Annotated in this window: 11 protein-coding genes and 1 riboswitch; of the genes, 6 read left to right on the forward strand and 5 right to left on the reverse strand. The window is 72.2% G+C overall.

Annotation, left to right across the window (positions count from 1 at the left end; translation table 11 throughout):
* Positions 1–594 precede the first annotated feature (594 nt).
* On the forward strand, positions 595–1,248 hold the full coding sequence (locus tag ACFY0X_RS08120) for an EamA family transporter (RefSeq protein ID WP_387750465.1): 654 nt from the start codon (positions 595–597) through the stop codon (positions 1,246–1,248).
* Between the two features lie 61 nt (positions 1,249–1,309).
* Here the strand turns inward: ACFY0X_RS08120 and ACFY0X_RS08125 are convergent, their stop codons facing one another.
* A complete protein-coding gene (locus ACFY0X_RS08125; RefSeq protein WP_387750468.1) occupies positions 1,310–2,050 on the reverse strand; it encodes a TetR/AcrR family transcriptional regulator in 741 nt (246 codons plus the stop codon).
* Between the two features lie 142 nt (positions 2,051–2,192).
* Here ACFY0X_RS08125 and ACFY0X_RS08130 point away from each other — a divergent pair, with 142 nt between their 5' ends.
* Positions 2,193–2,786 carry an NADPH-dependent FMN reductase gene (locus ACFY0X_RS08130; protein WP_387750471.1) on the forward strand — a complete coding sequence of 198 codons (594 nt, stop codon included), beginning with the start codon at positions 2,193–2,195 and terminating at the stop codon, positions 2,784–2,786.
* 109 nt (positions 2,787–2,895) lie between these two features.
* On the opposite strand, the gene ACFY0X_RS08135 is transcribed toward ACFY0X_RS08130, so the two are convergent.
* The 4 genes from ACFY0X_RS08135 to gcvT form a co-directional block, all read right to left on the reverse strand.
* Positions 2,896–4,263: an L-serine ammonia-lyase gene (locus tag ACFY0X_RS08135; RefSeq protein WP_387750474.1), complete on the reverse strand. Its 1,368-nt coding sequence runs from the start codon at positions 4,261–4,263 to the stop codon at positions 2,896–2,898.
* A gap of 162 nt (positions 4,264–4,425) precedes the next feature.
* Positions 4,426–5,694 carry a serine hydroxymethyltransferase gene (gene glyA / locus ACFY0X_RS08140; protein ID WP_387750477.1) on the reverse strand — a complete coding sequence of 423 codons (1,269 nt, stop codon included), beginning with the start codon at positions 5,692–5,694 and terminating at the stop codon, positions 4,426–4,428.
* Between the two features lie 77 nt (positions 5,695–5,771).
* Complete coding sequence (gcvH, locus tag ACFY0X_RS08145) at positions 5,772–6,155, reverse strand: glycine cleavage system protein GcvH (protein ID WP_387750480.1); 384 nt, start codon at positions 6,153–6,155, stop codon at positions 5,772–5,774.
* A gap of 99 nt (positions 6,156–6,254) precedes the next feature.
* Positions 6,255–7,376, reverse strand: a complete 1,122-nt coding sequence (gcvT, locus tag ACFY0X_RS08150; RefSeq protein WP_387750482.1) for a glycine cleavage system aminomethyltransferase GcvT — start codon at positions 7,374–7,376, stop codon at positions 6,255–6,257.
* A 230-nt stretch (positions 7,377–7,606) separates the two neighbouring features.
* Positions 7,607–7,708: riboswitch (glycine riboswitch) on the reverse strand.
* A gap of 209 nt (positions 7,709–7,917) precedes the next feature.
* Here gcvT and ACFY0X_RS08155 point away from each other — a divergent pair.
* The 4 genes from ACFY0X_RS08155 to ACFY0X_RS08170 all read left to right on the forward strand — a co-directional run bounded on the left by ACFY0X_RS08155 (position 7,918) and on the right by ACFY0X_RS08170 (position 13,054).
* A complete protein-coding gene (locus ACFY0X_RS08155; RefSeq protein ID WP_387750485.1) occupies positions 7,918–8,718 on the forward strand; it encodes an enhanced serine sensitivity protein SseB C-terminal domain-containing protein in 801 nt (266 codons plus the stop codon).
* A 116-nt stretch (positions 8,719–8,834) separates the two neighbouring features.
* Entirely contained in the window at positions 8,835–9,764 is a 930-nt protein-coding gene (locus tag ACFY0X_RS08160) for an enhanced serine sensitivity protein SseB C-terminal domain-containing protein (protein WP_387750488.1), read from the forward strand.
* 446 nt (positions 9,765–10,210) lie between these two features.
* A complete protein-coding gene (locus ACFY0X_RS08165) occupies positions 10,211–11,200 on the forward strand; it encodes an ABC transporter permease (protein WP_387750491.1) in 990 nt (329 codons plus the stop codon).
* Between the two features lie 90 nt (positions 11,201–11,290).
* Positions 11,291–13,054 (forward strand): ABC transporter substrate-binding protein, encoded by a 1,764-nt coding sequence (locus tag ACFY0X_RS08170; RefSeq protein ID WP_387750494.1) that lies wholly within the window; start codon positions 11,291–11,293, stop codon positions 13,052–13,054.
* Positions 13,055–13,088 lie beyond the last annotated feature (34 nt).

Below are 13,088 nucleotides of genomic sequence, written 5' to 3' on the forward strand. Positions count from 1 at the left end.
GGGGGGGGGGCTCTCGCGGGGGTCCCTCCGGCGGCCCCACCCCCCCGGTTCGGTGGCGCCGGCCGGGGGTCCCCCCCCGCCGTCCCGGGGGGCGGCCCCCCCCCCCCCCGCGGGTCGGTCGCTACCATCGACGCGTGAACCTGTACTGGCACGTCGTGCTGCCACCGCTCAGCGCCTGACCGGGCGCGCGCTTCGGTGGCTTGATCCCCTGCGACCCCGGCTCGGCCTGATGGTGGCCGCCGTGGGCCGACGGCGTGCGCCCGTTCTCGAAACCAGTTGCCTTGACGGTCTTCGACGACGGAAGTTCACCCCTGTGCCGAATCGTTTGTCCTCGCCTGTCCGTGCCGATTCCCCGGCTCCCCGCCGCGCCCGTCCGCGCGGCGGCGCGGTGCCGATCCTGATCGCCTCCGCCCTCTGGGGCACCACCGGGACGGTCAGCTCGCTGGCGCCCGCCGGTGCCCCGGCGGCCGGGATCGGGGCCGCCGGGCTGGTCCTCGGCGGGCTGCTGCTGTTCCTGTCCGACCGCTCCGCCCGGGCACTGCCCCGGCCTGCGGGCCGCGCGAGCGGTGGCTGCTCGCGGCCGGCGCGGTCGCGGTGGCCGGGTACCCGCTCACCTTCTACCCGGCGGTGAGCCGCACCGGGGTGGCGGTCGCGACGGTGATCGCGCTCGGCAGCGCACCGGTGTTCACCGGGCTGCTCGGATGGCTGTCCCGGCAGGGACGGCCGGACGGGCGGTGGGCCGGGGCCACGGCGCTGGCCGTGCTCGGCTGCGCGCTGCTGGTGCTGGGCCCCGAACTCGCCGGCGGCGGCGGGTCGGTGGACCCGCAGGGTGTGCTGCTGGCGGCGCTCTCCGGGCTCTCGTACGCCTTGTACTCGCTGATCGGCGGGCGGCTGATCGCGCACGGGCACCCGTCGGGCGGGGTGATGGGGGCGATGTTCGGCGGCGGGGCGCTGATCGTTCTGCCGGTGCTGGTCGCCGGTGACCCGGGATGGCTGGCCTCGCCGCGCGGGGCGGGCGTGGTGCTGCACCTCGCGGTGGTCACCACCTTCCTCGCGTACTGGCTGTTCGGCCGCGGCCTGCGCCACACCACCGCCCAGACCGCCACCACCCTGACCCTCGCCGAGCCGGCCGTCGCGGCGGTCCTCGGCGTGGCGGCCCTGGGCGAGCGCCTGCCCGCCGTCTCCTGGTGCGGCCTCGCCGTCCTGGCCGGCGGCCTGGCCGTCCTGGCCCTTCCAGCGCGAAGGTAGCGCCGACCACCACTGCATGAGAAGTCGGCCGGGCCGACTTCCCGCGCCGCGGGGCCAGGCCTCAGAGGGCGAAGTGGGTGGCGATGCCGTCGAGGACGCAGTCGAGGCCGGTCTCGAACTGCCAGTCGGGGTCGTCCTTGCGGGTGGCCTCGTGCAGGTAGCGCTCGTAGCCGGGGTAGCGGCCGGTGGCCATCAGCCAGCTCATCCGGGGGGCGAGGCCGGCCCGGATCTGGTCGCCGTCGGACCAGCCGCGTTCGCGGCGCAGGGCCTCCAGGGCGATCTCGGCGGAGACCGAGCCGTGGACGTAGCCGGTGACGGTGCGGAACACCGCCATGGTGGTGTCGGCGTCCAAGCCGTGGTCGGCCAGGGCGGTGAACGCGTGCTCCGGGACGGCGAGCTGGTGGGGGCTGAGGGCGAACGGGGTGGCCGCCCGGACGGTCCACGGGTGGGCCAGGTGCATGGCCCGCAGATGGACGGCCAGGGCGCGCATGGTCTCCCGCCAGCCCTCCGCGGGGGCGTCCAGCGGGAGCCGGCCGTAGACGGAGTCGACCATCAGCTCGATGAGCTCGTCCTTGCCGGAGACGTACCGGTAGGCGGCCATCGGGGCGACGCCGAGCTCGGCGGCCAGTCGGCGCATGGTGACGGCGTCCAGGCCCTCGGCGTCGGCGATGGCGACCGCGGCCTCGGCGATCCGGTGCGGCGTCAGGGTGGTGCGCGGCGCGGGGGCCGGGCGGGCCAGGCGCTCCCAGAGCGAGGCCGGGGGCTTGTCGTCGCCTGCGGCGGGGGCCTGCTGGGCCGGCATGGGGCGGGCTCCTTCCGACGGGGGGCGGGCCCACCGTAGCACCCTCGTGCGTACGGCGTATCGGTAGTGGACGCCGTACACCTCGCTGTGTACGTTGTATCCGGCGGATACGCCGTACACCAGATCCAGGAGGGGGATCCCCATGTCCACGGAGCAGGCCCTGAAGGTCGCGGTCCTCGTCGGCAGCACCCGCGAGGGACGCTTCGGCCCGGTGGTCGCCGACTGGCTGTTCGGCCACCTCGACGCCCGCGGCGACCTGACCGCCGACCGCATCGACCTGGTGGAGACCCCGCTGCCGGTCACCTTCCCGTCCTTCGGGGGTGAAGTCCCGTCGGCCGACGCCGAGTTGCTGGCCGCCGTGTCGCCCCGGCTGGAGGCGGCCGACGCGTTCGTGATCGTCACGCCCGAGTACAACCACAGCTTCCCGGCCCCGCTGAAGAACGCCATCGACTGGCACAACCGCGAGTGGCACGGCAAGCCGGTCGCCTTCGTCTCGTACGGCGGCCTGTCCGGGGGCCTGCGGGCCGTCGAGCAGCTCCGGGTGGTGCTGGCCGAGCTGAACGCCGCGACGATCCGCAACACGGTCAGCTTCCACGGCGCCGCGCGGTGCTTCGACGCCGACGGCGGGGCGCTCGACCCGGCCGCCGACGCCGCCGCCAAGACCATGCTCGACCAGCTCACCTGGTGGGCGCGGGCGCTGCGGGACGCCCGGCGGGCCCGCCCGTTCGCGGCCTGAGCCAGGGAGCGACGGGGGAGGGAACGGGGGACGGCGAAGGCCCCCGGGCGGGACGGGGGTCCGCCCGGGGGCCTTCAGAATGCCGGGATCAGCACTCGATGTGCCGGAATCAGCACTCGATGACGTTCACGGCGAGGCCGCCGCGCGAGGTCTCCTTGTACTTGATCTTCATGTCGGCGCCGGTCTCCTTCATCGTCTTGATCGCCTTGTCCAGCGAGACGTGGTGCCGGCCGTCGCCGCGCAGCGCCATCCGGGCCGCCGTGACGGCCTTGACCGAGGCCATGCCGTTGCGCTCGATGCAGGGGATCTGGACCAGGCCGCCGACCGGGTCGCAGGTGAGGCCGAGGTTGTGCTCGATGCCGATCTCGGCGGCGTTCTCGACCTGCTCGGGGGTGCCGCCGAGGACCTCGGCGAGGCCGCCCGCGGCCATCGAGCAGGCGGAGCCGACCTCGCCCTGGCAGCCGACCTCGGCGCCGGAGATGGAGGCGTTCTCCTTGAACAGCATGCCGATGGCGCCGGCCGCGAGCAGGAAGCGGACGATGCCGTCGTCGTCGGCGCCCGGGATGAAGTTCAGGTAGTAGTGCAGGACGGCCGGGATGATGCCCGCCGCGCCGTTGGTCGGCGCGGTGACCACCCGCCGCCCGGAGGCGTTCTCCTCGTTGACGGCCATCGCGTAGAGGGTCACCCACTCCATCGCGTTGGCCGGCCCGATGCCCTCGGCGCGCAGCGCCCGGGCGCCCGCGGCCGCCCGGCGGCGGACCTTGAGGCCGCCCGGCAGGATGCCCTCGCGGGACATGCCGGCCCGCACGCACTCCTGCATCACGGACCAGATCTCCAGCAGCCCGGTCCGGATCTCCTCCTCGCTGCGCCAGGCCTTCTCGTTCTCCAGCATCAGGGCGGAGATCGACAGCCCGGTCTCCCGGCTGAGCCGCAGCAGCTCGTCGCCGGTGCGGAAGGGGTACTTCAGCACGGTGTCGTCGGGCTTGACCCGGTCCGCGCCGATCGCGTCCTCGTCCACCACGAAGCCGCCGCCGACCGAGTAGTAGGTCTTCTCCAGCAGGGTGGAGCCGTCCGCCGCGTACGCCCACAGGGTCATCCCGTTGGCGTGGTACGGCAGCGAGCGGCGGCGGTGCAGCACCAGCTGGGTGTCCGGGTCGAAGTCGACGGGGTGCTCGCCGAGCAGGCTGAGCCGCTTCTCGGCGATGATCCGCTCGACGTCCTTGTCGGCCTGGTCGACGTCGACGGTGCGGGGCGAGTTGTCCTCCAGGCCCAGCAGGACGGCCTTCGGGGTGCCGTGGCCGTGGCCGGTGGCGCCGAGCGAGCCGTACAGCTCGGCGCGCACGCCCGTCACGCGGTCCAGCAGGCCTTCGGAGCGCAGTCGGCGGGCGAACATCCGGGCGGCGCGCATCGGGCCCACGGTGTGGGAGCTCGACGGGCCGATGCCGATGGAGAAGAGGTCGAAGACGCTGATGGCCACGGGGGACGTCCTTGTCTGGTCTCGTGGAAGGACTTGCGGGCAGGGAGGGGCCGACACGGGACGGGGCACCGCGCGCACAGTCCAGTGTGCGCGGTGCCCCGGGGTGCCAGGTACGCCGGAGGGGTGAGGCCCGTCACCCCGCCCGAAGGATCACCGCGGTGATCAGAGGTTCGGGTACAGCGGGTACTTCTCGGCCAGGGCGGCGACCCGGGCCTTCAGGGCGTCGGCGACGGTCTCGTCGAAGGCGGGCTTGAGCGCCTCGGCGATGATGTCGGCGACCTCGCGGAAGTCCTCGGCCTGGAAGCCGCGGGTGGCCAGGGCCGGGGTGCCGATGCGCAGGCCCGAGGTGACCATCGGCGGGCGCGGGTCGTTCGGGATCGCGTTGCGGTTGACGGTGATGCCGACCTCGTGCAGCCGGTCCTCGGCCTGCTGGCCGTCGAGCTGGCTGTTGCGCAGGTCGACCAGGACCAGGTGGACGTCGGTGCCGCCGGAGAGCACGGAGGCGCCGGCCTCGGCCACGTCGGCCTGGAGCAGGCGCTCGGCGAGGATGCGGGCGCCGTCCAGGGTGCGCTGCTGGCGCTCCTTGAACTCCTCCGAGGCCGCGACCTTGAAGGCGACCGCCTTGCCGGCGATCACGTGCTCCAGCGGGCCGCCCTGCTGGCCGGGGAAGACCGCGGAGTTGATCTTCTTGGCGTACTCGGCCTTGGACAGGATGACGCCGCCGCGCGGGCCGCCCAGGGTCTTGTGGGTGGTGGTGGTGACCACGTCCGCGTACGGCACCGGGTTCGGGTGCAGCCCGGCGGCCACCAGGCCGGCGAAGTGCGCCATGTCCACCATGAGCAGCGCGCCGACCTCGTCGGCGATCCGGCGGAACGCGGCGAAGTCGAGCTGGCGCGGGTAGGCCGACCAGCCGGCGATGATCAGCTTCGGCTGGTGCTCCTTGGCGAGGCGCTCGACCTCGGCCATGTCGACCTGGCCGGTCTTCTCGTCCACGTGGTACGCGGCCACGTCGTAGAGCTTGCCGGAGAAGTTGATCTTCATGCCGTGGGTCAGGTGACCGCCGTGGGCCAGCGACAGGCCCAGGATGGTGTCGCCCGGCTGGATCAGCGCGAACATCGCGGCGGCGTTGGCCTGTGCGCCGGAGTGCGGCTGGACGTTGGCGTGCTCGGCGCCGAACAGCGCCTTGATGCGGTCGATCGCGATCTGCTCGACCACGTCGACGTGCTCGCAGCCGCCGTAGTAGCGGCGGCCGGGGTAGCCCTCCGCGTACTTGTTGGTGAGCACCGAGCCCTGGGCCTCCATGACCGCCACCGGGGCGAAGTTCTCGGAGGCGATCATCTCCAGGGTGGTCTGCTGGCGGTGCAGCTCGGCGTCGACCGCGGCGGCGATCTCCGGGTCGAGGGCGTGCAGGGACTGGTTGAGAACCGTCATGGTGTGGTCTTCCCGGGAGGAGGAGGGAAAGGGGCCGGGGCGGGGCGGCCGCCGCGCGACCGCCCCTGGCAGGCGGATCAGCCCTGGGGGTTGGTGAGCGCGTCGTACTCGTCGGCGCTGAGCAGCTCGTCGGTGGCCTCGACGCGCACCTTGAACAGCCAGCCGCCCTCGAACGGGGCGCTGTTGACCAGGGCGTTGTCGTCCAGGACGTCCTGGTTGACCTCGGTGACCTCGCCGGTCACCGGGGAGTACAGGTCGCTGACCGACTTGGTGGACTCCAGCTCGCCGCAGGTCTCGCCGGCGGTCACGGTGTCACCGACCTCGGGGAGCTGCACGTAGACGATGTCACCGAGCGCGTCGGCGGCGTGCGCGGTGATGCCGACCGTGGAGACACCCTCCGCGTCCGCGGCGGTCAGCCACTCGTGCTCCTTGGTGTACTGCAGGTGCTGGGGGTTGCTCATGGCGTCATTCTCCAGGATGGGAAGCGGGTACGACGAAGCGGGCCGCCGCGCGGACGGCCGCGACGTGCGTGTATGGGGAAAACCGGGGCCCGGCGGGGCTCAGCGGGCGCGCTTGTAGAACGGCAGCGCGACGACCTGGACGGGCTCGTGCTTGCCGCGCACGTCCACCGCGACGGTGGTGCCGGGGGCGGCGTGGGCGGCGTCGACGTAGGCCATCGCGATCGGCTGCCCCAGCGTCGGGGACGGCGCGCCCGAGGTGATCCGGCCGATCGGCTCGCCGTCGGCGGAGACCACGGTGTACTCGGCGCGCGGCACCCGCTTGCCCTCGGAGACGAGGCCGACCAGCACCTTCGGCGGGTTGGTCTCGGCCGCGGCGGCGGCCTGCTCCAGCGCCTTGCGGCCGACGAACGCGCCCTCGTTGGTGGTCTTGTCGAAGCGGACGACCCGGCCCAGGCCGGCGTCGAACGGGGTGAGGTCGGTGGACAGCTCGTGCCCGTACAGCGGCATTCCGGCCTCCAGGCGCAGCGTGTCGCGGCAGGACAGGCCGCACGGGACCAGGCCGTGGCCCTCGCCCGCGGCGGTCAGCGCCTGCCAGACCGGCTCGGCGTCGACCGGGTGGCAGAAGATCTCGAAGCCGTCCTCGCCGGTGTAGCCGGTGCGGGCGAGCAGCACGTCGCGGCCGGCCACCTGGGCCGGGAGGATCGCGTAGTACTTCAGGCCGGGCAGGTCGGCGTCGGTGGTCTTCGCCAGGATGGCGGTGGCCTCCGGGCCCTGGACGGCGATCAGCGCGTAGGTGTCGCGGTCGTCGGTGACGACGGCATCGAAGCCCTTGGCGCGGGCGATCAGCTCGTCGAGGACCAGCTGGGCGTTGGAGGCGTTGGCGACGACCAGGAAGGCGTCCTCGCGCAGGCGGTAGACGATCAGGTCGTCCAGGATGCCGCCGTCCTCGGCGCAGATCATGGTGTAGCGGGCGCGCAGCACGCCCAGCGCGGAGACGAAGCCGACCAGCGCGTGGTCCAGCATCTCGCCGGCCTGCGGGCCGGTGACGGTGATCTCGCCCATGTGCGAGAGGTCGAACAGGCCGGCCTTGGTGCGGACCGCGAGGTGCTCCTCGCGCTCGCTGCCGTAGCGCAGCGGCATGTCCCAGCCGGCGAAGTCGGTCATGGTCGCGCCGAGGGCGCGGTGCAGCGCGTCGAGCGCGGTCAGGCGGAGGGACGACATGGCCAGGAACTCCTCGGTCGGGGCACTCAGGGGTGCGCGCACCGGACCGGACCCGCTCGGGGGCCGACCCTGCGCGCGGGCATGCGGCGGCGTGGGTCTCCCCATCTGTCGTCGAACCTGAGAGCTTCACCGCCCACCTGCCCGCAGCTGTTTCCAGCTTGGGGGACAGCATGGCGGCTTGCACCGTGGGTGGGCGCACGACAGGGCCGGGCGCCGCTTTCCAGATGTGCCTAACCCGTGCGGTAGGGGTGCCTGAGAGATTCCGGGGAGGACTTGCTCCTTCGGCGCCGGCTGTGCCTGAACGGCACTCCGGGCTCTCCCGCGCGGGTTCGAGCGGCCGGTATGGAGTTGTGGGGGCCCGCGGCGCATGCCGTCGGACGCGCACATCATGGCACGTCCGGGACGACGAGGGGAGGGGGGACCCGGTCACACCGCGCGGGACCCGAACACGAGTCCTGACCCCGCCCCCGCGCGCCTCTAGACTGCTGCGCGTCGGCGCAGCAGAGGGCGGCCGAACGGCAGAGGGCGGAATCGGCGGCGCATGGGGTACCCGGTGGAGCAGCAGCAGGGGTGGGGCGGACCGGAGGAGGCGCCTGCGGGCGGCTCCTGGCCGGCCAACGAGCTGGAGCAGGTGCTGACCGCGGCCCTGGGCGACCCGGGCGCGACGCCGCGGGTGATCGAGGTGCTGGCGCGCAGCCAGGTGTGGGTGCCGCTGCCGGCCGGCGGCGACCCGCAGGGGCAGTCGCTGGACCTGCCGACGATCGAGCTGGGCGGCGACCCGTACGTGCCGGTGTTCTCCTCGCAGGAGGTGTTCCTCCAGCAGGCGCCCGGGATGGCCTTCGCGATCGCGCCGGTGTGGGAGTTCGCCCGCGGGCTGCCGCTGGGCGTGGGCATCGCGGTGAACCCGGAAGCGGCGGTGGGCCTGCCGGTCCCGCCGCAGGGCGTCGCCGAGCTGCGCCGCGGCCCCCGCGAGGACCGCTGGGACGCCGCCGGCGACCCGGCGCCGACCGGCGGGCGGGTGGCGCTGCGCGAGCCGGTGCCGGGCGAGGACCCGGAGCACTTCCTGGCCGCCTGCCGGGCCGAACTCTCGGCGCTGCCGGGGGTGCTGACCGCCCGCAGGGCGCTGGCCAGCATCGAGGGCGAGCCGACCGTGATGTTCGTGGGCGTCCAGTTGGACCCGGCGGCGCCGGCCGATCCGGCCGCGGTGAACGACGCGCTCGGCCGAGCGCTGGGAACCGCGCCGCTGCCCGGCGGCGTCCACCTCGTACTGCTCGACCTCGCCGACGACCCGGTGGTCGAGTGGCTGCTCACCCGGGTACTGCCCTTCTATACGCGGGCGTGAGCGGGTTCGTATCAGAGGCACGTCGCCGTGGCGGTGGCCGGTGCCGCGCCATAGGGTGCGTGCAGACGGCCGACGGGCCGGCGGGTTGAGGGAAAGAGGCGCGGCGAGGTGGGCGCATGAGTGCGGGAACGGGAGCGGGCGGTGTGCCGGGGGCCTGGGGCCAGGCACCGGCCGCCGGGCGCCCGGGAGCTGATCCCGGCGCGTTGGAGCGCGCCCTGGGCGATGTCGCGCCGGAGCGCTACGACGCGTACGAGCGGCTGCTGCACGCGCTGGCGGACGGCCGGGTCTGGATGCTGCTGTGGCACGGCACGCCGGGCAGCCCGGACGCGCAGTACGGGAACATGGAGATCAGCGGCCACGGCTACGCGCCGGCCGTCACCTCGCCCGAACAACTGACCTCCTCCGGCTGGGCGCGGGCCCACGAGGTCATCTCCGGCCGGGAGATCGCGGCCTCGCTGTACCGCACCCGCTGGGGCCTGTGGCTCAACCCGCACGCGCCCGGCGGGGGCGTCGGGGTGCCGTGGGCGGACCTGCGGCGGGTCGCCGCGGGCCTGGACCGGCTGCCGGCCGGGCCGTTGAAGCTGAGCGAGCCGCAGCTGAACGCCCAGCCGTTCTTCGCGCTGCTGGAGCGGCAGGCCGGCGAGGTGCGCGCGGTACGTGCGCTGCGCCGGGCCTGGGTGCAGCCCGCGGTGGGGGAGCCGTACCTGGCGATCGGCCTCGACCTGTACGAGAGCTCGCCGCCGGCGGTGGAGGCGGTGCGGGCGCTGATGCGGCGCGCCATCGCGGTGGCCCCGGAGGGGCTGGCGGTGTCCACGGTGGCGATGTCGGACGAGTACGACCCGGTGGCGCTGTGGATGCGCGCCAACGCCCGGCCGTTCTTCGACCGGGAGTCGGGCCGCCCGCCGACCGGTCCGTACCCGCCGGTGCCCCCGCCGCCGTACCCCGGGCAGTCGATGCCGGGCTACGCGTACGGCACCCAGCCGCCGGCGCCGGGCTGGCAGCAGCCGTCGCCGCAGCGGCCGTGGCCCGGCTACCCCGGGCGCTGATTCCCGAAACCCATTCCCGCGAAGCCGACTTGATTGTCCGTCAAGTCGGCTTCGATGCTTTCCGGACGAATTTCCGGATGTGCGGCCCGGTCATCTTGACATGGCAGTTACAGCCATGTGAAGAGGTGTATGCCGAAGATCGGGAAGGTGCATGCGCGCAGATCACAGTTGGGCATCTGTCGGTTGTCAGGGCTGGCGCAAGCCAGTTCGGATGGCAGAGAGTTCTGCGCAACGCACCGCGCGTGCTGGAACCCCACAAAGGTGAGCGCGCACGCCGACAGCCCGGCCACGCGACGCCCATCCCGCGTGGTGGCAGTGCCTGTGCACGAAGCACTGCCGTCAACACCCGCTCCTCCTAAGCACTTCCGCACGTCCGCAGCCGCACCGCCGAAGCCGGCGACCGGCACCCGTGGGCCGGCCACCGTCGGCGAGGGGACCTACTGACCATGACCGCATCCGTGACCACCGCCGGGAACGATCCGGAGGCACCCGCCGCCGCAAGCCCGGCCAAGAAGATCGAGGGCCGCTCCCTCGGTCAGATCGCCTGGACCCGCTTCAAGCGGGACAAGGCCGCCGTCGTCGGCGGCGTCGTGGTGATCCTGCTGATCCTGCTCGCCGTGCTGGCCAAGCCGATCGAGTCGTTGTTCGGGCTGGACCCGGACGCCCTCCACCAGGACCTGCTGGACGCCGACCTCGGTGGCCTGCCGTTCGGCGACTGGGGCGGCATGAGCTGGGAGCACCCGCTCGGCGTCGACCCCCTGCAGGGCCGCGACCTGCTCACCCGCGTCATCGAGGGCTCCTGGGTCTCCCTGCTGGTCGCCTTCGGCGCGACCGTGCTGTCCAACACCATCGGCACCGTGCTCGGCATCATGGCCGGCTACTACGGCGGCTGGGTGGACACCCTGATCAGCCGGGTGATGGACGTCTTCCTGGCCTTCCCGCTGCTGCTCTTCGCCATCGCGATCTCCACCTCGCTGCAGGGCGGCGCGTTCGGCCTGCACGGCCTGCCGCTGCACATCATGGTGCTGATCTTCGTGATCGGCTTCTTCAACTGGCCCTACATGGGCCGGATCGTGCGCGGCCAGACGCTCTCGCTGCGCGAACGGGAGTTCGTCCACGCGGCCCGCAGCCTCGGGGCGCGCGGCCCGTTCATCCTGTTCAAGGAACTGCTGCCCAACCTGGTCGGTCCGATCCTGGTCTACTCGACCCTGCTGATCCCGACCAACATCCTCTTCGAGGCCGGGCTGAGCTTCCTCGGCGTCGGCATCCAGCCCCCGCAGGCCTCCTGGGGCGGGATGCTCCAGGACGCCATCCGGTACTACCAGGTGGACCCCCAGTACATGGTGGTCCCCGGGCTGGCGATCTTCGTCACCGTGCTCGCCTTCAACCTGCTCGGCGACGGCCTGCGCGACGCCCTCGATCCCAAGAGCAACTGACCCAGCGTCATCCACTGACCCCGAGTCATCACATGACCCTGCGTCAGGACCCTCCACCGCCTCCACTTCCCCAAGGGGTTGATCTCACCCATGCGTAGGTCCCGTACCGTCGCCCTGACCGCTGCGGCCGCCGCCGCGGTCCTGGTCGTGACCGGTTGCACCAGCTCGTCGAAGAGCGGCGGCTCCTCCTCGGCCTCCGGCGCCGCCGGGGGCGGCGCCAACGCGGCCACCAAGAGCATCGTCAACGCCTCGGACAAGAAGGGCGGGACGGTGACCTACGAGATGAAGGGCACCCCGGACTCGCTCGACCCGGGCAACACGTACTACGCGTACATCTACAACTTCTCGCGGCTGTACTCCCGCGCGCTGACCACCTTCAACCCGGCGCCGGGCGAGGAGGGCAACAAGCTCGTCCCGGACCTCGCCGAGTCGATGGGCCAGCCGAGCGCGGACGGCCTGACCTGGACGTACAAGCTGCGGGCCGGCCTGAAGTACGACGACGGCACCCCGATCACCTCGAAGGACGTCAAGTACGCCGTCGAGCGCTCCAACTACACGGACGTGCTCACCAACGGCCCGACGTACTTCCGCAACCTGCTGGTCGACAACCCGACGCCGTACGAGGGTCCGTACAAGGACAAGGCCGGCGGCCTGAACTCGATCGAGACGCCGGACGACACCACGGTGGTCTTCCACCTCCAGCACCCGTTCGCGGACTTCGACTACCTGGTCAGCGCCCCGCAGACCGCGCCGGTCCCGCAGGCGAAGGACAACGGCGCCGAGTACGTCAAGCACGTCATGTCCTCGGGCGCCTACAAGTTCGAGTCCTACGAGGACGGCAAGCAGGCCGTCCTGGTGCCGAACACCAACTGGGACAAGAGCACCGACCCGATCCGCAAGCAGCTCGCGGACAAGATCGTGCTCCGGTTCAACATCGACCAGGCCACCATCGACAAGGACCTGCTGGCCGGCAACGCCCAGGTCGACCTGGTGGGCGCCGGCGTCGACCCGCAGACCCAGGCGCAGATCCTGCAGGACCCGAAGCTGAAGGCCAACACCGACAACGCCTACGGCGGTCGCCTGGTCTACATGGCGATCAACTCCAAGCTCGCGCCGTTCGACAACGTCGAGTGCCGCAAGGCCGTCCAGTTCGCGATCGACAAGGTCTCGGTGCAGACCGCCCAGGGCGGCCCGATCCGCGGCCAGATCGCCAACACGGTGCTCCCGCCGGACGTCCCGGGCCACCAGGACTTCAACCTGTACGAGACCAAGGACAACAAGGGCGACGAGGCCAAGGCCAAGGAGCACCTGAAGGCGTGCGGCAAGGAGGGCGGCTTCAACACCGTCATCTCGGCCCGCACCGAGCGCGCCACCGAGATCGCCGCCGCGACCTCGATCCAGGCCGCGCTGAAGAAGATCGGCATCACCGCCGAGATCCAGCAGTACCCGCAGTCCAAGTACCTGACGGACAACGCCGGTTCGCCGAAGTTCACCGCCGACCACAACATCGGCCTGATGATGATGCAGTGGGGCGCCGACTGGCCGACCGGCTACGGCTTCCTCCAGCAGATCGTCGACGGCCGCGCGGTCAAGGAGACCGGCAACAACAACCTCGCCCAGCTGGACGACCCGGCGGTCAACAAGCTGATCGACGACGCGGCGGTCAACCCGGACCAGAAGGGCCGCGAGAAGATCTACGCCGACATCGACAAGAAGACCATGGAGCAGGCGGTCTACGTCCCGCTCACCTACTTCAAGGTCTTCCTGTACCGCCCGTCCAACGCCACCAACCTGGTCTCCACCTCGGCGTTCTCGGGTGAGTACGACTACCTGAACATCGGCACCACCAAGTAAGAGCCTGGCTCGCATCCCTGAAGGCAGGTGAAGG

Origin of the sequence: Kitasatospora sp. NPDC001547 (assembly GCF_042894165.1) — a bacterium.
Classification (GTDB): domain Bacteria; phylum Actinomycetota; class Actinomycetes; order Streptomycetales; family Streptomycetaceae; genus Kitasatospora.